The following is a 22,313-nucleotide window of genomic DNA, read 5'->3' as shown; positions in this document are numbered from 1 at the left end:
GAAAAAAAAGAAGAAAAAGGGTTTTTATGAATGCGAAACGACTTTTAAACCAATAATAGAAGCTATTAGTGTGCTTATAAAAAACAATCGCCAGAAATCAGCTGGTTCTTTAAAAAGTACAATTCCTACCAGAACCGTTCCTATGGCTCCAATTCCTGTCCAAACCGCATATGCCGTACCAATAGGAAGCTCTTCAGTAGCCTTTACAAGTAAAAACATACTAATAGCTAAACACACTAGAAAGCCACCATACCAATAGGTTGCTATTGTTCCAGAGGCTTCTTTCGCTTTTCCCAGGCAGGTTGCAAAACCAACTTCAAAAAGCCCCGCAATAAGCAATAAAATCCATTTCATTTTGTGATGTATTTGTTATCGTAACCTGAAGCAGCAAAGGTATTAATTTAATAATCGCAATGCTTCCTTTTTGCTTAAATTACTCAATGGGGTCTTCGCTGCAAACGCAGTGACCCAATTGGGATTTGTTCTACTGTATTCTCGTAAAACCCAACCAATGGCTTTGTTTATAAAAAATGCTTTAGAGTCCACCAAAGCATATATAGTTTTGCTTAAGAGATTGGTATCTATTTCTTCTTTGTATTTTAATTGAAAAAGTAGGGCAGATCGTTGCAACCAAATATCGTTGGTTGCTACCCATTTATCCGTAATTCCCTCTTTGAGTTCTGGATATTTTTTAAAGTAGGCTCCCACTAGTTTTACCGAAATAAAATCTGTGGTAACCCACCATGATTTATGAGTGATCATGTATTCAAAAAGGGTAAGATCATTTTTTTCTAATTGGGTTATGTACTTAAATGCTAGTTCTTGGCCAAACAACTGAAAATCTCGCTCTGGTTTTTCCCAGAGTGCTTTTATTAAGATAGGTAGTTCTTTTTTTATGGGTAGATATTTGGCAACTAAAAAGGGACGTTGTAATTGTCTTCTTTCGCCTGTTTTAAGACCACAAAAGTTAAATTGATTGCGCATATATGCTTTCTGTTCAGCTGCTATTGCTGAAACACCATTTTTTTTGAACTCAGATTCTAATTCGGTAATATAGAATTTCTGATGCATAAAACAGCCTATAATATACCCCGAGCTTTTATTTCTAAATACTTATTTATGGTATTAATAGTAAGCTGTTCGGGTTTTGTTAAAATGGTTTGGATGCCATACTGCTGCAATTCTTTTTGCATCAGTCTTTTTTCCATGACAAATTTTTCAGCAATAGTCTTGTGGTAAATACCTTGTAAGTCTTCTGTATCTGTATTTACAAGAGCTTCTAATTCTGTGTTTTCAAAAAAGATCACCACCAATACGTGTTTTTTAGCAAGCGCCAAGAGAAAAGGCAATTGCCTGCGCATGGCGGTGATGTGCTCAAAATTGGTATAGAGTAGTAAAAGACTCCTATGGCTTATTTTACGTTTTACGTGGGCGTAGAGCAGACCAAAATCAGAATCGGTATGTTCCGTGGTAATATTATACAGTTTCTCTAAGATGGTGTTTAAATAAGTTGGTTTTTGTACGGCGGGCAAGTAGGTTTCTATGTTTTTAGAGAAAGAAACCATACCGGTCTTATCATTCTTTTTTAAAGCTACATTAGAAAATGCCAAGGTGCTATTAATAGCATAATCTAATAATTTTAAACCGTTAAACGGCATTTTCATAACGCGTCCTGTATCTATAATAGAGTATATAGGTTGCGATTTTTCATCTTGGTATTGGTTTACCATCAAATGACTGTTCTTTGCGGTAGCTTTCCAGTTAATAGTTCTAAAGTCATCACCCTGTACATACTCTTTTATTTGCTCAAATTCTTGAGTGTGACCTATACGGCGAATTTTTTTCATACCAAAGGCCGACAATTTATTGCTGATCGCTAAAAAGTCATACTGTTGCATTTGTATGATGGAGGGGTATACAGGCACCATTTGGTTTTTTTGAAACAAATACCTGCGTTTTACAATTCGCAAGGGCGTTGATGCATAAATATTTAAGTTCCCAAAAACATATTCTCCGCGCTCTACAGGGCGTACGGTATATTCAAACAAAGTAGGAATTCCTTTTGTGAGATGGGAAATATACTCAAAATCTCTTTTTTGAAACTGACCTGGCAATTCTTCAACAACAGCAATACCGGTTTTAAATGGGTAGGAGGTATTAAACTCCATTTTAATTGGATTGTGGTCACTATTTGATAGCTTTTGTGGTAAACTACGAGAGGCTTTTATTCCGTTTTTTGTAATATATAGTAAATAGATGTCAAACAAAAACAAAGCAATTAAAACCATTGTACTCACCCAAGCAATGGGATACAGCCATTTTACCCAATACGAGGTCATGAATAGGGCAGCTAAGACAGCGATATACCAAAAGAAAGTATTGTGTATGTAAAACGATTTTAAAAAGCGCATGTATTATCTTGGTATTTCTACAGATTCCATAATCATTCGTACAACACTTTCGGTAGTCATGCCTTCCATTTCTCGTTCTGGGGTCAGTATTACCCTGTGGTTTAATACCGGTTCCAATGCTTTTTTAACATCTTCAGGGGTTACAAAATCTCTCCCGTTAATAGCGGCAAAGGCCTTGGCAGAATTTAAAGTGGCAATAGAAGCTCTTGGAGATCCGCCCAAGTATAAATGCGGATGGTTACGTGTTTTGGAAATAATTTCGGCTACGTACCGAATAATTTTTTCATCTACGACAACCTCTTGTATTTTTTGTTTGTATGCCTTGAGTTTTGTTGGGGTAAGCACATCCTTTATGAGCGTTTGTGGTTTAATACCTTTGCGCTCATGATGGGTTGTAATTATTTGAACTTCCTCTTCAAGGCTTGGGTATTGCACTTTTATTTTAAACAAGAAACGGTCTAATTGCGCTTCGGGTAAGGCGTAGGTGCCTTCTTGTTCAATAGGATTTTGTGTTGCCAAAACCATAAAAGGAGCCTTCATGAGATAGGTAGTGCCATCCATGGTTACTTGGGTCTCATCCATAATCTCAAACAAGGCAGCTTGGGTTTTTGCCGGTGCCCGATTTATTTCGTCGATTAGAATAATATTTGAAAAAATGGGACCTTGTTTAAACTCAAATTCCGATGTTTTTACATTAAAAATAGAAGTACCCAAAATATCACTTGGCATTAAATCTGGTGTAAATTGAATACGACTAAAATTAGTCTTTAATGTTTTGGCAAATAGTTTGGCTGTAACTGTTTTTGCGATACCAGGAACGCCTTCAATTAAAACATGCCCGTCTACTAAAAGCGCTACAATTAATAGTTCTACAAATCGCTCTTGCCCTATAATAACTTTAGAAAGTTCTGCTTTTATAGTGTTCACTGCGTTTTTTAAATCTTCTAATGGGATTCTGTTGTCAAAATTAATATCGTTATTTTCTTCCATTTGCTTTTACTTTAAATTCTTCTATAGTCGTGTTTAGTTTTTTAAGATGCTCGTTAGATATTTCTGATGCCTTGGTAATTTGTTCCAAATAGGCAAACAATTGTTTTACTTCTTCTTTGGTATGAAAACTCCTTGAAGCTATATTGCTATAAAAGTCATCATTTTTTTCAAAGGTATTTACGTGAAATTTGGAGCGTACATATTCCATGAAAAAATTAACCTTATGTTCTGCAATTTCTTTTTGTCTACTTTTTTCGTAATACATATCTGCAATGGTACGTGTAAATGCCAAAGTCTGATTTTGTAAAGGCATTACAATGGGGATAGCGCGTTGTTTTCTTTTACCTTCAAAAAACACATAAAAAAGCACACCGAGTAATACCATATAATAGGCCCACTTTAACTCTTTAGCACTTAAAAAAATTCGCATAGGAGAGGTGTAAAACGTTTTGCCAGTTTTATGGTGATTGTCTACATAGATATTTTTTGTAGGGTCTAGATAGGATAGTACGCCAGCTGTGTAATTGGTGTTGACCTCATTCTCTAAAATAAAAAAATTGGTAAACGCCTTTGGAAATAAATAAAGTATAACCGTTCCTTTTCCATACACTTGCTTAATAATATTGGCATTTTGGAGGGTGATGGCTTTGTTAGAATCAATAACCCCAAGAACGGTTGTGTTTAAAGTGTCAATTTCATTAAAAAAAGGAACATTAAAGTCTTTACTAAAGACAGCAGGATGCTCGGTTTTTAAGCGTGAATTCACCAAGTGCATATAAAAGTTATGCTCTAATTCGCCACTGTAAAGTGTTTTTGTTTCAAAGTTTAATTCATCGGATAGGGATTGACCAAAAGAAGAACCTGCCAGAAAAAGCGTATTTCCCTCGGCGGTCCAATCTAGCAGTTTTTCTGTTTCTGTTTTATCTAATTCCATGGCATTGTTGAGAAGAAAATAGGTGCCAGAAATGGAATCGTTTTGTTTCAGATATTCATAGGGAGGTCTAAAAACTGGAATCATTTTACTTCCAAAGCGCTGCTCCATAATGGTGTTAATTACTTTGGTGCCATAGGGGATTTTATGATGCGTTGCATAGGAAGGAAACCAATTTACCTCTTTGGGCTTATTATACTCCAAGAGCATAAATAGGGCCAAGGTAAATACTGCAAGAAATAGATATATGCCTCCTTTTTTTATCACGATTTGGATATTGTGTTTTGAAATTTAACGAATTCGGCTGCTGCTTTTTTGTATTTTAACTCATCTATGGTAAAGCCCCCGTACCAAACATAATCATACAATCTTGTAATGGTATGGAAAGGCGTAGCAAGTGCAGATGATTTTAATTCTTGCTCGTAATCGGCATTTGTTTTTTGCAATTGCCAATCTATAAGTTCTTCTTCGCTAAGTGTTTTTAATATGAATAAATAATAATAGCGTATGGCTAACCTATAATTTTTGTTAGCTATAGCGTTTTTTATCAGTTGTTGAATATCTTCATTTTTTATAATTTGTTCTTCTTCAGATAAAACAACCGTACTTTGGTTTTTCTTGGACAATGCAATGTTTTGCATGTTTGCTTTTAGAAAGAACTTTATCAGAATAAAAATGAGAATGCCTAAAAGTACATAAGGCAGTACTCTCAAAAAGGCGGTTAAAAAACCGGCTCCTTTTTCGGCTCCCAAGAGCCATTGAAAAAAACGCAACCAGTAGGAGTATAACCAATTTTTAAAATCTTGCCACCATGTAATCTCCGATTTTTCAAGGGTATAATTGTACTTTGCATCTTCTTTGAATGACTGTAAATCTTCTTTGGTTATTTTCTGTATTTCAATAGGAGTATTGTCATAACTTACTGCAGTGGAGTCTTGAAAGCTCCACGCAGAAATAGAAAAAGTTAGACAGATAAATAAAGAAAAAAGGAGCTTTTGCATTTTACAATTTAGAAGTATTTCCTAAGTTTTGAATACGTTCCATAGTACCGGTAAGATTTTTTTTCTCATTTAAATCAAAATAAATCATAACACTTGCAACAACAGATATTATATTTAATAAATATTGAAACAGGGTGCTTATGGCATTGAGTAGAAGGGCAATTGGGTCTGTTAAACTGTTCATCATATTCTCAGGATCCATCTCTCCAGAAAATATTCCCATTTTGGCATAGGTATAAATTACAGAGGGAATACTAAAGGCCCAACCAGCGACCATAACAATAATGAAAACCACCAATAGGTAAGCAAATGTGATCCACCAATAATCTTTAATTAAAGAAAAACTCTCACTAAAGGCATCTGTGACATTTTTTTTATTAAAGATTAAGATACTAAACGAAAGAGATAGGGGTACAAACAAGTAAATACCTGGAATTACGCAAATCATCGTTCCTATAACAAGGCAAATTCCTGCTAAAAGAGTGAGTCCAATAAATTTCCAAAAGTTAGTGTATACTTCAGATTTTACTTGTGAATAATTCGTTTCTCCGTTGTTTTCAATATAGTTTTTAATATAATGGAGCGTCACGGATTGCGCCATAGCATAAGAGAAAATTAAAGTGACAAAAAAGAAAAGCATAGCCACAACCATGAGGATTGGGTTGTACATGTCATTAGAACGTTCTACATTGAAATTAAGGACCCCATTAAAAGCATACATATAAAATGCATAGGCTACCAAAAAGGCGAAAATATAGGGGCCTGCAATTTTTAATAAGGTGCTAAAAAAAGGTTTAAACTGTGTGCGTAAGAATGCAAAAGTATCCCCTAATATTTCTCCAAATTCTCGTTTCTTTTTAAACTCTATATAATTCTTCTTAAGCATGGGTGTTTTGTTTGTTTAGTTTGTGTGGATAAATAACGAAATAAAATAAAATGAGTGCCAATGAACTGGTTATAATTAAAATGGCTAACCAATCTGGCATTTCTGTATGTCTTGTAATATAACCTTCTAAAAAACCGGCGATAATAAAAAATGGCACAGTTGATAGCATAATTTTTAAGCCATTAATAACGCCTCGTTTAAAAGATTCTAATCGTGTATAGGTGCCAGGAAATAATATGCCTTTTGCCAATACTAGGCCGGCACAGCCCGCTATAATTATCACGGAGATTTCTATAGTGCCGTGAATCCAAATGGTTCTTGCAGATTCCCACAATAAACCTTTTTCATAGAACATGTATTGAAAACTACCCAGCATAATTCCGTTCTGCATCATAATAAACAAGGAACCTACGCCAACCAAAATACCATAAATAAATGCCATAATTGCCACTTTTATGTTGTTTATTGTAATGCCTAAAAACATGTGAAATTCTCCTTGCTGCTTGTAAACCGCCATAGGATCATCTTTTTCTATATTTTCTAAGGTCATGTTTACATATCCATCACCTAAAAATGAACGTACAAAGTCGCCCTCATTGGCTGCAGAAAAAGCGCCCACGGCTGCAAAAAACGCAAAAACAAGAAATGCGATGAGTAATTCACGTTGATGGTGGTAAAATAAAGTAGGAAATTCGGTTTTCCAAAAGGTAATTATTCTGTTTTTAGACTCTTTTTTGGTCTTATATATCTTTTGATGGGCTTCAGAAGCCAATGCATTTAGAAAAAAAGCAGTATTGCTATTTGGGTAGAAAGTCTTTGCGTAGCTAAGGTGATCGGTAATTTCAATGTACAAATCAGACAATTTGTTTGGATCAATTTCCGTTTTCTTTGCAAGGACACTTTCAAAAGTAGTCCATTTGTCTTTATTTTGCTTCACAAAGGCTGCTTCACGCATTAGCTTTTAAGATTTGTACCAAAGAAACTAAAATATGAATGAAATTCAAATAGAAACTGCTCAAAATATTAGCATTCATCAAAATGCTGCACATTTGGGTGATAGAATGCTGGCTTATATTATAGACAGTGTTATTATTTGGGTGTATTCAATATTAATGATTTTGTTGTTGGTTTATATGGATATCGATTTTAAAGATATGTGGTCATTGTATTTATTAGTTATGCTACCTTCATTCTTGTATTATGTATTGCTAGAAACCTTTATGAACGGAAGAACTGTTGGTAAAACATTGCTTTCTATACGTGTTGTAAAGTTAGATGGTTCTACCCCAAATTTTTCTAGTTATTTTATTCGGTGGATCATGCGCATAGTAGATGTGGTTTTGTCATCAGGAGGCATTGCAGTTCTAACTATTTTATTGAGAGGAAACGGACAGCGTTTGGGTGATATTGCTGCGGGTACAACCGTAATATCAGAAAAAAGAAAGGTGAAATTGCAAGATACAATGGTGGCCAATTTAACAGAAAATTATAAGCCTACTTACCCGCAAGTTACTGTTTTTAGTGATTCAGAAATGCAAACCATTAAAGAGTTATACCGTTCGGCAAGAGTCAATGGAGACCATAAGGTAATTATCTCCCTTTCTGAGAAAATAAAGGAAGTGACAAGCATTGTAACCGATAAGTCTCCTTTGGAGTTTGTTGGTGTTGTCATTAAAGATTATATATATTATACCCAAGAATTATAGCGCATGTTTTATTTTATTATAGATATTTTAGGAACAATAGCGTTTGCTATTTCCGGTGTTTTAGTTGCTATGGATAAAAAACTAGACTTGTTTGGTGTTTTTATTATTGCATTTGTTACAGCGGTAGGTGGAGGTACGCTTAGGGACGTTTTGTTAGGGGACACTCCAGTAGTATGGATGCGAGAATGGGTGTATATTTTTACCATAATAACAACTGTAGTTCTCTCAATTCTATTGCGAAAACAACTTAAGTACATACGTACTTCCTTGTTTTTATTTGATACTATTGGTATTGGCTTGTATACCTTAGTGGGTGTAGAAAAAGGGGTAGAAGCAGGGTTGTTGCCAATAATATGTGTTGCTTTGGGTACAATTACGGCATGTTTTGGTGGTGTAATTCGAGATCTTTTGTGCAACGAAATTCCTGTGATTTTTAGAAGAGAAGTGTATGCAACTGCTTGTATTTTAGGTGGATTTAGCTATTTTTTATTTATAAAATTTCCGATACAGACAACCTATGTACATGTTATAAGTATACTAGTTGTGATTGTTATAAGATTGCTCGCGGTCAAGTTTAAAATTGCATTGCCAAATATTTATAAAGCAAAGGTTTAAAGACTAAAGTCCAAAGTAAAAAGTCGAATGACAAAAAGGCTTGTGTACTGACTCTTGATTCTTTTTTGATCAGATATGTTGATTTGTTTTTTGTTTAATTGTTGCTGTGGTCTCCAGTATTGTAATTTCAACTAACAACTAACAACTAACAACTAACAACTAACAACTAACAACTAACAACTAACTACTTAATTACTTCAGCTTTTAGGATATAGATATTTTGCATGGGCCAATCTCCAGCATCTACCTCTTGATTGTTAATTAAATCCACTATGTCCATTCCTTGAATTACTTTTCCAAAGGGAGTGTAATCTTTATCTAAGTGGTAAGAGCCTGGATTGGTAACAACAATAAAAAATTCATATGGGGATGCCAGTTTATGAGGGTTGTCATTTTCACTACTAGGCATAGATATGGTGCCTCTGTGGTGTTTGTGCCCTTTTCTAGTATCTGGAGGAAGTAAATAGCGCCCAATTTCTTTCCGTTTCTTTGAAACCTCCCTACTGTCCGAATTACCACCTTGAATAATAAAATTTTTAACAACCCTATGAAAATAAGTGCCGTTAAAATAACCCTTTTTGGTTAAATAAATAAAGTTGGCTTTATGGTAGGGTACATTATCGTACAGTTGTAGCGTAAAGCTTCCTAAATTAGTGGTAATTTTAACGATACTCTCTGTTAGGGTTTTGTTGTAGTTAAAGAAAAACTCCAGGGCATTGTCTTCAGTGAGGACAAATTTTTCTTTTTTTACTGGTTCTGCGTCTATTTGTATGCTGTCTTTTTTGACTACTGTTTTTTTGACTGCCTTTAAGTCCTTTTTTGGTGTATTAGAGCAACCAATACAGAAAAAAATAGTAAATAATAGGCTGTAAGATAGTATCTTTGAATGCATGAATTTTGATGATTTTACAAAACGAATTTCAAAAATAAAGAATCTTCCTTTATTGGGTGAAGAATCTCATATAAAAATGGCACCTTCCATTCGCATTGAAGAGTTGGGAAAAATTAAAAACACTACACTCGTTAAGAAAAAAGCCGCCGTTATGGTGCTATTTTATCCTGACAAAAACAATGTTGTTAGGCTACTTTTAATGCTTAGGAATACGTATAAAGGTGTGCATTCTAATCAAGTTGGTTTTCCAGGTGGTAAAGTAGAAAAAATAGATAAAAATTTGTTAGATACCGCATTAAGAGAGACTTTTGAAGAGGTTGGGGTGCCTTCAAAAAGCATAGAAACAATACGTGAATTATCATCCATATACATACCCCCAAGCAATTTTGAAGTTCAGCCATACCTTGGGCTGTACCATAATCCCTTACCTTTTGTTATTGAAGAAGCAGAAGTAGCTTCTTTAATAGAAGTGCCCTTATTAGATTTTATGAATGATAAGAATATCATAATAAAAAATTTATCAACATCTTATGCTACAAACATAGATGTACCAGCCTTTAAATTAAATGGTTACGTTGTTTGGGGCGCCACAGCAATGATAATGAGTGAACTGAAAGAGTTATTAAAACAATTGTTATAGGTATATAAATTTGTAGATTTGAAAACACAATAGATATTATGAGCTTATTTAAGACAAATCCTTTTGGGCATAAACTATTTATAAAAAAATGGTTAATTCGTATCCTGGCTGTTATTACTCACCGTAGATATAAGGGTTTTAATAAACTAGAAATAGAAGGATCACAAATTATTCGAGATTTGCCCGAGACCGGAGTACTTTTTGTAGCAAATCATCAAACTTATTTTGCTGATGTAGTAGCAATGTTTCATGTGTTTAATGCGAGCCTTAGTGGTAGAGAGGATAATATTAGGAATGTTGGTTATATCTGGAAACCGAAACTAAATATGTATTATGTAGCGGCGGCAGAAACCATGAAAAAGAGCCTATTGACTAAGGTTTTGGCCTATGCAGGCTCTATAAGTATACAACGAACCTGGCGAGCAGACGGACAAAATGTAAATCGCCAAGTTAAAATGAGCGACATTTCTAATATTGGTACAGCTTTGGAAGATGGGTGGGTTATTACCTTTCCTCAAGGTACTACAACCCCTTGGAAACCCTTGCGAAAAGGAACATCTCATATTATTAAAAAATATAAGCCTATAGTTGTACCTGTTGTAATAGATGGTTTTAGGCGGTCTTTTGATAAGAAAGGATTGCGTATTAAGAAAAAGGGTATTTTACAATCTATGGTGATTAAAGAGCCATTAGAAATTAATTACGAAGATGAATCTTTTGAGTCTATCATTAATAAATTGGGACATGCCATAGAGCAGGACCCTTCGTTTTTAAAGGTGATATCTAAAGCAGACCTCAAAGCTTTGGAAGAAGAAAATAAATTGCGAAAATGGAAATTAGACAATTAAATTTCCATTCTTTTTAATTCTCTATAATTCCTATTCAGTTTCCGGATGAGTAAACCGTACAGTAGAAAATAAATAAGTCCAATTAGGGAAGTTATTATAATACCAACAATTACAAAGCCAATGGCTAATATTGTTCTTAATTCTGCTTCTGTATAACCATCTGGAATTTCAGCCTTATAAAATACAGACAACATATCTGGATTAAAATAAACACTAGCTGCCATTAGGAGTGTGGTTAAGAAAATCATTGAAAGGCTAAAAATCACATAGTGCTTTACGGTTTTTCTAGTCCTTAAAATGTTTTTCATCAGTGTTTTAGCATCATCTAAAACAGAAATTTCTTTATACCGTTTGTAAAACTGGAATATAAAATAAAAAATTACGAAATATTGAAAAATCGTGAACCACATGAGTAGATAGTTAGAATTGTTTCCGTAGTAAATTTCCAGTTGATGGGTTCTAACGCTAGGAATTAAGAACAGCAAGTTGGGGAGTAAAAATTCTAAAATACTAATGATAAAGATCCATTTTACGGAAGAAGAAGATTTCTTCCATATCATTTTATAAATATCATTGTACGACAATTTTGGAAGTTCCTCTCCCTTTTTTTGCCAATCTTTTTTTAAGATATCCAATTCATCCATATATATATATATTAAGGATTTAAAATGGTTTTTAATTTGTTTTTTATTCTGTTCATCTTTACTCTAGCGTTAACCTCGGAAATTCCTAATGTTTCAGATATTTCTGTATAATTTTTATCTTCTAGGTAAAGAAAAACTAATGCCTTGTCTATATCACCCAATTGCTTAACAGCGGTATACATTAGTTTAAGTTGTAATTCTTGTGTTTCATCATATTCATCTGCTTTAATCTTATAAATTATAGAATCGTAGTTCTGGGTATTTACTTTTCGTTTCGACTTGCGGTACAGTGTTATCGCTGTGTTTAAGGCAACTCTGTACATCCAAGTACTGAACTTAGAATCTCCCCTAAATTTAGGGTAGGCTTTCCAGAGTTGAATCGTTATTTCTTGAAACAGGTCGTTGTGGGCATCTCTATCGTTTGTATATAAACTACAGACTTTGTGAACAATGTTCTGGTTGTTCTGTAGTTCTGTTACAAATACATGTTCTAGATCTTTACTCACTTTTAGTTGGTTGTTGTACTTGTTAGTAGTTTATATTCTTCATTTGTTACAGTAAATTGCTCGAAAATTTGAATTATTTTCTCGGATGAAATTTAGCAATGACTTTAGCGAGATGGGTTCTATCCACGTGCACATAAACTTCGGTTGTGGTAATACTTTCATGTCCTAACATTTGCTGGATAGCGCGTAAATCTGCACCGTTTTCTAACAAATGGGTTGCAAAAGAATGCCGTAAGGTGTGCGGACTAATTGATTTATTTAAGTTTATTTTCTCTGCCAATTGTTTAAGAATGGTGAAAATCATAGCCCTTGTTAGCTGTTTACCCCTACGATTGAGAAATAATATATCTTCAAATCCTTTTTTTATATCCAAATGAGTTCGTATTTCATCTGCGTAGATACGAATGTATTTTTTAGTGGCTTCTCCAATGGGGACAAATCGTTGTTTGTCTCCTTTGCCAGTTACTTTTATAAAATCTTCCTTAAAATAGAGGTCAGATATTTTAAGATTTATAAGTTCTGAGACACGTAAACCACAGCCGTATAATGTTTCTAACATTGCTCTGTTGCGTTCCCCTTCGGGTTTAGAAAGATCTATGGCAGCAACAAGTTGGTCTATTTCCTGCTCTGAAAGTGTATCTGGTAGTTTACGGCCTATTTTTGGGGACTCGATTAAGTCCATTGGATTATCCTTTCTATAATCCTCAAAAATCAAATAATTAAAAAAACTTTTAAGGCCAGAGATTATACGCGCTTGAGAGCGAGGATTTACAGATTTTGCAATTTCATAAACAAATTGCTGGGTGGTTTCTTTTTTTATTTCTTTAGGGTTTTCTTTGATGTCTTTACTATTTAGAAATGTGATAAGTTTTTCCACGTCCATGACATAATTAGAAATAGAATTACTAGAAAGGCCACGCTCTATTTTTAAATAGTGTTGGTAATCTGTTAGTCCTTCTTTCCATTTCATGGCTTAAAAGTAATACAATTATATAATTTTCTTTACAGTGGGTTGAAATACATCTTTTTATCGTTGTTTAACAACATTTTCATGTGTTTATACAACAAATATTGTAAGTAAAATAAAATTAGAATTTATGTTTGCGGCTTAATTTTAAAAAACAATCAAAGTATGAAAAAATTATTTATTGTAGCCATTACGGCTTTAGGTTTTACGTTTGCTGCACAAGCCCAAGATGATGCAGCAACTGGACAAACTGCTCAAGGTAAATGGTTAATCGAAGCAAATACTGGCTTTGGTGGACTTCCTGAATCTAGTGCTGGAAACACGGGATTTTCTTTAATTTCTATTGATGGAAATACAATGTGGAATATCGGTGCAGAAGGTGGTTACTTTGTGGCAGACGATTTAGCTGTAAAAGTTGGTTTAGGTTATGGTGATTATTTTGGCGATGGCCTTTTCTCGTACAAAGTAGGCGCTAAATACTATATTAATGGTCAAATTCCAGTTGGGATAGATTTAAATGGAGCTTCTGTTGATGGCGACACCGCTATGTTTTTAGGTGCACAAGCTGGTTATGCAATTTTCTTAGGACAAAATGTTTCTATAGAGCCAGGGATCAGATATGATTATGGTATGAATGAGAATGCTGGTGATGGTGATTTTAACCCATTTTCGGTTAAAATAGGATTTGCATTACATTTCTAATAATAACACTTTATTATATTTACAAAGAGACTGCCTAAAAAGGCAGTCTTTTTTTGTTAGACATGCAAAGTAATGGCTTGGAATAAAAATTTAATATATGAATATCTCTCTCCCAAAAGTAGAAGATAGAATGGCTAATAAATTGCGGTGTTATGGTTTAAAGAAATACATAGTAAATGGTTAGTTAAACAAAATTCCTGTGCATCTATACAATACACTTTGTAAGAATAATAACATTGGTTTTATGTTTGCTGCTTAATCTTAATACAATCAAATTATGAAAAAGTTATTTATTATAGCTCTAACAACATTAGGTTTTACTTTTGCTGCACAAGCACAAGACGACGATATCGTTGGTCAAACTGCCCAAGGAAAATGGTTAATAGAAGCCAATACAAATACTAGTGGAGATATAGAAGCATTAATATCTGGGATTAAAGGTCCTGGTAATACCGGATTTTCTTTTACAACTGTCGATGGCGAAACAATATGGAATATTGGTATTGAAGGCGGGTATTTTGTTGTTGATGATCTCGCTGTTAAAGTCGGTTTGGGATACGGTGATTATTTTAGTGATGGCATTTTTTCTTATAAAGTGGGCGCTAAATACTATATAAATAGCCAAATACCAGTAGGGGTAGATTTAAATGGTGTTTCTGTTAATAATTATAATTCTATGTATATAGGAGCACAAGCTGGTTATGCATGGTTTTTGGGTAAAAATGTTAGCGTAGAACCTGCTTTACGTTATGATATTGGAATGAACGAAGATGCAGGTGACGGAGACTTTAATCCACTGTCGGTACGCATAGGGTTTGTTCTGCATTTCTAAGTAAATGACAAATAAGACAACTAGTTGTTCTGATCACCAGTACTTTATACGTGAAGTGTATAAGTATTAAGGTGTTGAAAATTATAAAATAGTATGAATTGCTGTATTTGTATGGTACTAAAATAAAAAACAGGTTTATCATATTTTTTTCGTAGTATATTTTATATATTTATAATAAGAATCTGCTAAAAAATCTAGTGCAGGTTTTGTAATTGAACACATTTTTTAACCAATTTTTTAAAAATTAAATTATGAAAAAATTATGTATTGTAGCTTTTGCAGCTTTAGGTTTTACATTTGGTGCGCAAGCACAGGAAGGTTTTAATTTAGGTGGATTCATTGGAATAACCACGGGTGATGTAAGCGATTTTTATGGTCTAGATTTTGGGGTGGATGCCAATTATATGTTTGATGTCTCGGATCAATTTCAAGCTGGCCCAGCAATTGGCTATTATCATGGCCTAGGAAAAGATTTTAATGGTTTTAAACCCGATGCAGCGCAATTTCTACCCATTGCAGCTTCAGGTAAATTTATGGCTGCCGAAGATTTTTCTATTGGGGCCGATTTGGGTTATGCCTTAGGGATAAATGATGGTAATGATGGAGGTTTTTATTATCGCCCAAAGGTTGGCTATACCATAGCTGACGGAATGGATTTACAGCTATCGTATACAGGAGTTAGTATGGATGGCGGTTCTTGGTCTAGTGTTAATCTAGGCGTTATGTTCCAGTTATAAACACAATTAAAATAAGTGAATAAAAAGGAAGCCCTTCGGCTTCCTTTTTTTGTTTAGAATATTTACTATTTTTACGAAATGAAATTAATTATCATCAACGGTCCTAATCTTAATCTTTTAGGGAAACGAGAGCCTGCTATTTATGGCAAGACCACATTTGTGGAGCACTTCTCTACATTACAGCTAAGCTTCAAAAATATTGAACTAAGTTACTTTCAGTCCAATATTGAAGGGGAGCTTATAGATAAAATACAAGAAGTAGGTTTTTCTTATGATGGTATTATCCTAAATGCAGGGGCGTATACTCATACTTCCATTGCCATTGGCGATGCTATAAAGTCTATTGAGACTCCCGTAATTGAAGTTCATATTTCCAATACTTTTAGGAGGGAAGAATTTCGTCATCAATCGTATATCTCTCCCAATGCAAAAGGGGTTATTCTTGGTTTTGGCTTGCAAAGTTACGGTTTGGCAATTCAGAGTTTCTTGCCTTTAAATTAAGCACCTTGGTAATGTATAAAACCTATTTTAACTGGAGTACTGGTAAGGATTCTGCCTTGGCGTTATACAAGCTTCAACAGTCTAATACCTATACTGTAGATAAACTACTTACTACGGTAAGCGCTGCCTATAATAGGGTGTCTATGCATGGAGTGCGAGTAGAATTGCTAGAAGCTCAAGCAAAATCTATTGGCCTTCCACTTACAACTATTCTTTTAGATGAAAAAGCATCGATGGAAAGTTACAATGCTGCCATGAAAACGGCTATGGAAAATTTACTGACCGAAAAATATACCCATTGTGTTTTTGGAGATATCTATTTAGAAGACTTAAAAATATATAGGGAAGAGAAACTTAAGGAGGTAGGTGTGACAGGAGTTTTTCCGCTTTGGAAACAGAATACAAAAAAATTACTGAAAGAATTTTTACAACTGGGTTTTAAGGCAATCACAGTGTGTGTGAATGCCAAATTGTTAGACCCCTCATTTTGCGGCAGAATACTAGACGAAAATTTTCTTAAAGATTTACCGGAGAATGTAGATCCATGTGGAGAAAATGGCGAGTTTCATACCTTTGTTTTTGATGGCCCCATTTTTAAAGATCCCATTGCATTTCACATTGGGGAAAAGGTGCTAAAAAATTACACTTCTACAAAGGATGAAGACGATTGTTATAGCGATCAACCAAAATCTTGGGACACCTCTTTTTGGTATTGTGACCTATTAATAAAAAATTAAGCCTCGGCTGCTATAGCCGTATCGCTTAAATATTTTTGATCAATATAAAAGGTTCCAAAAGGTAGTAAAGAAGCAATAAAGAAAATTGCATATCTTTTAATACCCCATTTTTGCTGTCTACACACTAAAAAAGCAAGTATGGCATATGCTATAAATAATAGGCCGTGAGCGTTGCCAATATAAATGTTGGGTTCCTTGATATCCGCTAGATATTTTAAAGGCATTCCAACTCCAAACAAAAGTAAATAAGATATACCTTCTAAGATTGCTGTAATTCTAAATGTTTTAAGCATATTATTTTTTATAAAAAAAAGCCTAAAATCCAATGTTTCAATAAACGTAGACTTTAGGCTTTCATTAATTCTATTATTATAAGTGTATTACCTCATCATAAGCATCGGCTACAGCTTCCATAACCGCTTCACTCATAGTTGGGTGTGGGTGTATAGCCTTTAGTATTTCATGACCTGTAGTTTCTAGTTTACGAGCTACAACCGCTTCTGCAATCATATCTGTTACGCCAACACCAATCATATGACAACCCAACCATTCACCGTATTTGGCATCAAAGATTACTTTTACAAAACCATCTGGTGTTCCTGAAGCTTGTGCTTTACCACTCGCTGAGAATGGAAATTTACCAACCTTGATATCAAATCCTTTTTCCTTAGCTTGTTTTTCGGTTAACCCAACAGAAGCAATTTCTGGAATACAGTACGTACAACCAGGGATGTTACCGTAATCTATAGGTTCTACATGTAAACCAGCAATTTTTTCTACACAAAGAATACCTTCGGCAGAAGCAACATGTGCCAAAGCTGGCCCAGGTGTAACATCTCCTATTGCGTAATAACCTGGAATGTTAGTTTGGTAGTAATCATTGACTAATATTTTATCTCGATCTGTTGCAATACCGACCGATTCTAAGCCAATATTTTCAATATTGGTTTTAATACCTACAGCCGATAAAACCATATCTGCCTGTATAATTTCTTCGCCTTTACTCGTTTTAACATAAACGCGTACACCAGTGCCAGAAGTATCTACTTTGGTAACTTCTGATGAAGTCATGATTTTAACACCCGCTTTTTTAAAGCTGCGTTCTAGTTGTTTGGAAACATCTTCATCCTCTACAGGTACAATGTTTGGTAAGTACTCTACCACAATTACTTCAGTGCCTATTGCATTATAAAAATAAGCAAATTCTATCCCAATAGCGCCACTTCCAACAACAACCAATTTTTTTGGCTGCTCTTTTAATGACATGGCTTCTCTATATCCTATGATTTTTTTACCATCTTGGGGTAGGTTCGGTAGTTCCCTGCTACGTGCACCTGTTGCAACAATAATGTTGCTAGCGCTGTATTCTGTTTCCTTGCCATCAGCATCTTTAACGGATACTTTTTTTCCAGCTTTTAAAGTACCATAACCATTGATGACTTCAATCTTATTTTTTTTCATTAAAAACTGAACCCCTTTGCTCATTCCACTAGCAACACTACGACTACGTTTTACAACAGCGTCAAAATCCTTGTCAACATTCTCTGCATTTAAACCGTAATCTGAAGCGTGTTTTAAATATTCAAAAACTTGAGCAGATTTTAACAATGCTTTGGTAGGGATACACCCCCAGTTTAGACATACTCCACCTAAACTTTCTTTTTCTATTATAGCTGTTTTTAATCCTAATTGTGAAGCTCTAATGGCGGTTACATAACCCCCTGGTCCACTACCTAAAACAATAACATCGAAATTGCTCATATATAATCTTTTTTTAATCTCTAATTTATGAGTGACAAATGTACAAAACCAATTTCCAAATAGCAATCAGGAAAATCTATTAATATGAATTATCACAGAATGCTATCTTTTTAGGTTTATCGTATAAATTAGCATCGGATTCAAAATATAAAAAACCGTATCAGCAGATACGGTTTTTTATATTTTTTGTGAGTAAGGAAATTCGATTTAGCCTTTTGTAGGGGTAAAATACAAAGCAGCGCCATTAATACAATGCCTTTCTCCCGTTGTGTTCTTTGGACCGTCATTAAAAACGTGACCTAAATGTCCGCCACAGACCGCACAATGTTCTTCGGTGCGTTTGTAGCCAATTTTATAATCCACATCAAAAGCTACATTACCCTCAATGACCCGATCAAAACTTGGCCAACCTGTTCCCGATTTAAATTTGTGTTCACTTTTAAATAAGGGGGTGTCACATGCAACACAGCTATAAACTCCTTCTTCTTTTATATCCAAGAGTTCACTGCTGAAAGGGGTTTCGGTGCCTGCTTTTCTTAATACGTTAAATTGTAATGGGCTTAATTGCGCTTTCCATTCTGCTTCAGTTTTTTCAACTGCATACTTTTTTTCAACCTTAGGTGTAGCGATGGTGGTTTCTTTTTTTTGTGAATTTCCATTGCAGCTAACCAATAGGGTTATAAAGCTTAATAAAATTATTTTTTTATACATTTGAGTCTCTAATTAAGTAGTTTAAAATTAGTCGATTTTTAAATAAATACCTAACAGCTGTATTATAAAAAACCTCCACCTTCTATTTTGAAAGTGGAGGCCGAGTATTTATTGTTTTTTGAGTACTTTATTATAAAGTTACACGAGCAATTTTTTCTTCAGTAACACCTAACACACCCATAACATCGTTAATGTTACTTTTGTTCAATTTGCCACTAGCCATTGCAGCGGGTAGAATTGCAATTCTAAAAACTTGATTGTCGGTATAACTTGCATCCAAAATAGCGATATCAAATTCAGCTTCCATAAAAATACTAACATCTAAAAAAGTATGGTCAAAATTGTATTGTAAAAATCCTTCTTCTAATAATGTTGCTTGTGGTAATAGGCGCCATATATCTACAGCATCTCCATTAGTGTCTACTGTTTGGTCCCATAAAATATAAACCAGTACAATAGAAGATTCAAAAACCTCTACATCATTGGGACCCTTAGGAAACTCATAATATAAGGAATAATCATTGTTGATTGAAAAATCGCCTTCAATTTCATAAATGCTTCCGGTAATGTTTACGCCGTCTTCGCCATCTGCACCGTCTCTTCCGTCCAAGCCATCATATCCATCACTTCCGCTACAGCCAGTTAAGAAAAACGCAAGTAATACTCCTAATGTTATTGTAATTTTTTTCATAGTTATTAGTTTTAAAATCGTTTGCTTACATAGTATTCAAAAAGCGTTCCATTTTTAGTTTTCTGGAAAAAATAAAGAGAAATAATAGTTATGTTATCTGAAATGCAAGTTATATTTTTGTATTTTTAAGACAATAAACACGATACTATTATGAAAAAAATAATTTTAATACTCACGCTTTTTTTGGCAGTTTCTGCTTGTAAGGTCAATCCTTTTACAGGTAAAAAGATGTTGAACATGTACCCCAACAGTCAAATTTTTCCAACGGCATTTGCGCAGTATGATCAATTTTTAACGGAAAACAAAACTATTACAGGTACTGCAGATGCTAGAATGATTACCAATGTAGGACAAAGAATTGCAGCAGCGGCAGAACGATGGTTAACTGCCAATGGATATCCCGGTTATTTAAATGATTACAAATGGGAGTATAACTTGGTAAATGATGAAACTGTAAATGCTTGGTGTATGCCAGGAGGTAAAATTGTTTTTTATACAGGAATATTACCCATCTGCCAAGGGGAAACTGGTGTTGCAGTGGTTATGGGTCATGAGGTGGCACATGCACTTGCAGACCATGGGGCCCAGCGAATGACGGCAGGTCAGTTTCAGCAAATTGGAGCAGTTGCAGGAAATGTACTCATAAAGGATGAGCAGGCAAGGAACACCTTTAATCAGGCATATGGAGTAGGGTCACAACTTGGTGTTATGTTGCCTTTTAGTAGAGGTCATGAAACCGAAGCCGATAGAATTGGTTTGCAAATTATGGCCATTGCAGGTTACAATCCTGATGAAGCGGCAGAACTGTGGAAACGAATGAAAGCCAATAGTGGAGGAGAGGCACCGCCAGAATTCATGAGTACTCACCCATCTAATGATACTAGGATAAATAACCTTACCCAATGGGCACCCTTAGCTAAATTAGAAGCTAAAAATTATGGAGTTACTTCCTTTAAGTAATAATAAGAATAAAAGTAAAACTCATTTATAATTGTATATTAGGGCTGTTCATAAAAAATGAACAGCTTTAATTTTTATTTATGACAAGTATTTCGCTGTTAAAAGGAAGTAAAAAACTTTTAAACGCTTGGGCTTTCTATGATTGGGCAAACTCTGTTTATAGTTTGGTCATAGCTTCTGCCATATTTCCAATCTTTTACGGCGCTCTTTTTAGAGCTGCCGGAATTGAGAAAATAACAATTTTTGGAGGTGAAATAGCTAGAGCACCCTTGATAAGCTACACTACTTCTCTCGCCTTTGTCTGTATTGCAATTATTACACCCTTAATATCTGGGGTGGCCGATTACTTAGGAAACAAAAGAATATTTATGAAGTTCTTTTGTTATTTAGGTGGACTTTCTTGTATTGGGTTGTATTGGTTTTCTTTAGAAAATATTTACATAGGATTGCTTTGTTTTTTTATGGGGTTAGTAGGTTTTTGGGTAAGTTTTGCTATAAATAATTCCTATTTGCCGGATATCGCTCATGCTGAACAGATGGATCGTATTAGTGCAAAGGGGTTTTCTATGGGGTATTTGGGGAGTGTTATTTTGTTGCTATTTAATTTGGCAATGGTAATGAAACCAGCTTTTTTTGGAATAGAAACCGATGAAAGTGGTATTGCAGAGCTAAAAGCAATGAAGTATTCTTTTGTTACAGTAGGTATTTGGTGGATCATTTTTAGTCAGTATACATTTTATTACTTGCCCAAAGGACATAAACGTGAAGGAGAACGGAAAAATGTTATTTTAAATGGTTTTAAGGAGTTAAAAGGCGTTTGGAAAAAATTAGGAGGTGAAATTAAGCTAAAACGATACTTAATTGCTTTTTTTGTTTACAGCATGGCGGTACAAACGGTAATGTTGATTGCAACTTATTTTGGGGAAGAAGAGATTGGTTGGGGCTCTGATAGCGAGCGTACCACTGGCTTAATTGTTAGTATTTTAGTAATACAGGTGGTTGCAATAGTAGGAGCAACCTTAACTGCCAGGGCTTCAAAAAAGTTTGGAAATATAAAAACCCTTATTGCTGTTAACATATTATGGGTTGTTATTTGTGTCTATGCCTTTTTTATGATTACTCCTGTCGATTTCTATATAGGTGCAGGATGTGTTGGTTTAGTAATGGGAGGTATACAGGCTTTATCTAGATCTACCTACTCTAAGTTTATGCCAGAAACCACAGATACAGCATCTTTCTTTAGTTTCTATGATGTGGCAGAAAAAATCGGAATTGTAATAGGTACTTTTTTATATGGTTTAATGGCACAAATAACTGGTAGTATGAGAACTTCAATCATATTTTTAGGAGTATTTTTCCTGGCGGGGGTAGTATTGCTTTTGCGGGTGCATAAAAAGCCTAGAACTTAATTAGGGGGCTAGGCTAAAGTTATAAAGTCTAAGGTCGATTGTTAATAAGTCTTACTTTCTCACTATTGATTCTTTTTTAATCTAATTTGTGGGTAAGTTTTTTTTCTATATGTTGAGTTGGACTCCAGATATTGTAATTTCCATCAACCATCAACCATCAACCATCAACCATCAACCATCAACCATCAACCATCAACCATCAACCATCAACCATCAACCATCAACCATCAACCAT

At 34.5% G+C, this 22,313-nt stretch carries 27 protein-coding genes; 11 read left to right on the top strand and 16 right to left on the bottom strand.

Annotated elements, in window-relative coordinates:
- Nucleotides 1-24: 24 nt before the first annotated feature.
- Genes MWU65_RS10205 through MWU65_RS10170 form a run of 8 tightly spaced genes read right to left on the bottom strand, consistent with a single transcriptional unit; the run spans nt 25 to nt 7,174 of the window.
- Complete coding sequence (locus MWU65_RS10205; protein ID WP_247077643.1) at nt 25-354, bottom strand: multidrug efflux SMR transporter; 330 nt, start codon at nt 352-354, stop codon at nt 25-27.
- A 42-nt stretch (nt 355-396) separates the two neighbouring features.
- A complete protein-coding gene (locus MWU65_RS10200) occupies nt 397-1,071 on the bottom strand; it encodes a DNA alkylation repair protein (protein WP_247077641.1) in 675 nt (224 codons plus the stop codon).
- Between the two features lie 8 nt (nt 1,072-1,079).
- The gene (locus tag MWU65_RS10195) at nt 1,080-2,411 is read right to left on the bottom strand and encodes a DUF58 domain-containing protein (protein ID WP_247077639.1); all 1,332 of its coding nucleotides are present in this window, start codon (nt 2,409-2,411) and stop codon (nt 1,080-1,082) included.
- Nucleotides 2,412-2,414: 3 nt separating this feature from the next.
- The gene (locus MWU65_RS10190; protein WP_247077636.1) at nt 2,415-3,401 is read right to left on the bottom strand and encodes a MoxR family ATPase; all 987 of its coding nucleotides are present in this window, start codon (nt 3,399-3,401) and stop codon (nt 2,415-2,417) included.
- The gene (locus MWU65_RS10185; RefSeq protein WP_247077633.1) at nt 3,388-4,599 is read right to left on the bottom strand and encodes a DUF4350 domain-containing protein; all 1,212 of its coding nucleotides are present in this window, start codon (nt 4,597-4,599) and stop codon (nt 3,388-3,390) included. The genes MWU65_RS10190 and MWU65_RS10185 overlap by 14 nt, the downstream gene beginning before the upstream one ends.
- A complete protein-coding gene (locus tag MWU65_RS10180) occupies nt 4,596-5,333 on the bottom strand; it encodes a DUF4129 domain-containing protein (protein WP_247077614.1) in 738 nt (245 codons plus the stop codon). Before MWU65_RS10180 ends, MWU65_RS10185 begins: the two co-directional genes overlap by 4 nt.
- Before the next feature lies 1 nt (nt 5,334).
- A complete protein-coding gene (locus tag MWU65_RS10175) occupies nt 5,335-6,219 on the bottom strand; it encodes a hypothetical protein (protein WP_247077612.1) in 885 nt (294 codons plus the stop codon).
- Nucleotides 6,212-7,174 (bottom strand): stage II sporulation protein M, encoded by a 963-nt coding sequence (locus MWU65_RS10170; RefSeq protein ID WP_247077609.1) that lies wholly within the window; start codon nt 7,172-7,174, stop codon nt 6,212-6,214. Before MWU65_RS10170 ends, MWU65_RS10175 begins: the two co-directional genes overlap by 8 nt.
- A gap of 34 nt (nt 7,175-7,208) precedes the next feature.
- Here MWU65_RS10170 and MWU65_RS10165 point away from each other — a divergent pair, with 34 nt between their 5' ends.
- Both MWU65_RS10165 and MWU65_RS10160 read left to right on the top strand, forming a co-directional pair.
- Nucleotides 7,209-7,925, top strand: coding sequence for an RDD family protein (locus tag MWU65_RS10165; RefSeq protein WP_247077606.1), 717 nt, complete (start codon nt 7,209-7,211; stop codon nt 7,923-7,925).
- Nucleotides 7,926-7,928: 3 nt separating this feature from the next.
- Complete coding sequence (locus MWU65_RS10160; protein WP_247077603.1) at nt 7,929-8,540, top strand: trimeric intracellular cation channel family protein; 612 nt, start codon at nt 7,929-7,931, stop codon at nt 8,538-8,540.
- 184 nt (nt 8,541-8,724) lie between these two features.
- On the opposite strand, the gene MWU65_RS10155 is transcribed toward MWU65_RS10160, so the two are convergent.
- On the bottom strand, nt 8,725-9,432 hold the full coding sequence (locus tag MWU65_RS10155; protein ID WP_247077600.1) for a peptidylprolyl isomerase: 708 nt from the start codon (nt 9,430-9,432) through the stop codon (nt 8,725-8,727).
- Between MWU65_RS10155 and MWU65_RS10150 the strand changes: the two genes are divergently transcribed.
- Complete coding sequence (locus tag MWU65_RS10150; protein ID WP_247077597.1) at nt 9,431-10,072, top strand: CoA pyrophosphatase; 642 nt, start codon at nt 9,431-9,433, stop codon at nt 10,070-10,072. The genes MWU65_RS10155 and MWU65_RS10150 overlap by 2 nt on opposite strands.
- A 38-nt stretch (nt 10,073-10,110) precedes the next feature.
- Nucleotides 10,111-10,920, top strand: coding sequence for a lysophospholipid acyltransferase family protein (locus MWU65_RS10145; RefSeq protein WP_247077594.1), 810 nt, complete (start codon nt 10,111-10,113; stop codon nt 10,918-10,920).
- Here MWU65_RS10145 and MWU65_RS10140 read toward each other — a convergent pair.
- The 3 genes from MWU65_RS10140 to xerD form a co-directional block, all read right to left on the bottom strand.
- Nucleotides 10,917-11,564, bottom strand: a complete 648-nt coding sequence (locus tag MWU65_RS10140; protein WP_247077591.1) for a hypothetical protein — start codon at nt 11,562-11,564, stop codon at nt 10,917-10,919. The two genes, MWU65_RS10145 and MWU65_RS10140, sit on opposite strands and share 4 nt — an antisense overlap.
- 11 nt (nt 11,565-11,575) lie before the next feature.
- On the bottom strand, nt 11,576-12,070 hold the full coding sequence (locus MWU65_RS10135) for an RNA polymerase sigma factor (protein WP_247077587.1): 495 nt from the start codon (nt 12,068-12,070) through the stop codon (nt 11,576-11,578).
- 73 nt (nt 12,071-12,143) lie between these two features.
- Nucleotides 12,144-13,040, bottom strand: a complete 897-nt coding sequence (xerD, locus tag MWU65_RS10130; protein ID WP_247077584.1) for a site-specific tyrosine recombinase XerD — start codon at nt 13,038-13,040, stop codon at nt 12,144-12,146.
- 162 nt (nt 13,041-13,202) lie between these two features.
- Between xerD and MWU65_RS10125 the strand changes: the two genes are divergently transcribed.
- The 5 genes from MWU65_RS10125 (at nt 13,203) to MWU65_RS10105 (ending at nt 16,546) form a co-directional block, all read left to right on the top strand.
- Complete coding sequence (locus tag MWU65_RS10125) at nt 13,203-13,739, top strand: hypothetical protein (RefSeq protein WP_247077583.1); 537 nt, start codon at nt 13,203-13,205, stop codon at nt 13,737-13,739.
- 277 nt (nt 13,740-14,016) lie between these two features.
- Entirely contained in the window at nt 14,017-14,571 is a 555-nt protein-coding gene (locus tag MWU65_RS10120; RefSeq protein WP_247077581.1) for a hypothetical protein, read from the top strand.
- A 251-nt stretch (nt 14,572-14,822) separates the two neighbouring features.
- The gene (locus tag MWU65_RS10115) at nt 14,823-15,308 is read left to right on the top strand and encodes an outer membrane beta-barrel protein (protein ID WP_247077580.1); all 486 of its coding nucleotides are present in this window, start codon (nt 14,823-14,825) and stop codon (nt 15,306-15,308) included.
- A 78-nt stretch (nt 15,309-15,386) separates the two neighbouring features.
- Nucleotides 15,387-15,809, top strand: a complete 423-nt coding sequence (aroQ, locus tag MWU65_RS10110) for a type II 3-dehydroquinate dehydratase (protein WP_247077579.1) — start codon at nt 15,387-15,389, stop codon at nt 15,807-15,809.
- 11 nt (nt 15,810-15,820) lie between these two features.
- Nucleotides 15,821-16,546, top strand: a complete 726-nt coding sequence (locus MWU65_RS10105) for a diphthine--ammonia ligase (RefSeq protein WP_247077577.1) — start codon at nt 15,821-15,823, stop codon at nt 16,544-16,546.
- Here the strand turns inward: MWU65_RS10105 and MWU65_RS10100 are convergent.
- From MWU65_RS10100 to MWU65_RS10085, 4 genes are all read right to left on the bottom strand, one after another.
- The gene (locus MWU65_RS10100; protein WP_247077575.1) at nt 16,543-16,839 is read right to left on the bottom strand and encodes a DUF3817 domain-containing protein; all 297 of its coding nucleotides are present in this window, start codon (nt 16,837-16,839) and stop codon (nt 16,543-16,545) included. The two genes, MWU65_RS10105 and MWU65_RS10100, sit on opposite strands and share 4 nt — an antisense overlap.
- A 76-nt stretch (nt 16,840-16,915) precedes the next feature.
- A complete protein-coding gene (gene lpdA / locus MWU65_RS10095; protein WP_247077573.1) occupies nt 16,916-18,307 on the bottom strand; it encodes a dihydrolipoyl dehydrogenase in 1,392 nt (463 codons plus the stop codon).
- A gap of 207 nt (nt 18,308-18,514) precedes the next feature.
- Nucleotides 18,515-19,018 carry a peptide-methionine (R)-S-oxide reductase MsrB gene (gene msrB / locus MWU65_RS10090; RefSeq protein WP_247077571.1) on the bottom strand — a complete coding sequence of 168 codons (504 nt, stop codon included), beginning with the start codon at nt 19,016-19,018 and terminating at the stop codon, nt 18,515-18,517.
- 130 nt (nt 19,019-19,148) lie between these two features.
- Nucleotides 19,149-19,709 carry a collagen-like protein gene (locus tag MWU65_RS10085; protein WP_247077568.1) on the bottom strand — a complete coding sequence of 187 codons (561 nt, stop codon included), beginning with the start codon at nt 19,707-19,709 and terminating at the stop codon, nt 19,149-19,151.
- 150 nt (nt 19,710-19,859) lie between these two features.
- On the opposite strand from MWU65_RS10085, the gene MWU65_RS10080 reads away from it, so the two are divergent.
- Both MWU65_RS10080 and MWU65_RS10075 read left to right on the top strand, forming a co-directional pair.
- On the top strand, nt 19,860-20,669 hold the full coding sequence (locus tag MWU65_RS10080) for a M48 family metallopeptidase (RefSeq protein ID WP_247077565.1): 810 nt from the start codon (nt 19,860-19,862) through the stop codon (nt 20,667-20,669).
- Nucleotides 20,670-20,749: 80 nt separating this feature from the next.
- The gene (locus MWU65_RS10075; protein ID WP_247077563.1) at nt 20,750-22,078 is read left to right on the top strand and encodes an MFS transporter; all 1,329 of its coding nucleotides are present in this window, start codon (nt 20,750-20,752) and stop codon (nt 22,076-22,078) included.
- The last annotated feature ends 235 nt before the right edge of the window (nt 22,079-22,313 follow it).

This window comes from Cellulophaga sp. F20128 (genome assembly GCF_023015805.1).
Classification (GTDB): Bacteria; Bacteroidota; Bacteroidia; order Flavobacteriales; family Flavobacteriaceae; genus Cellulophaga.
The sequence above is the reverse complement of the archived record's forward strand: the minus strand, read 5'-3'. Positions and strand labels throughout refer to the sequence as shown.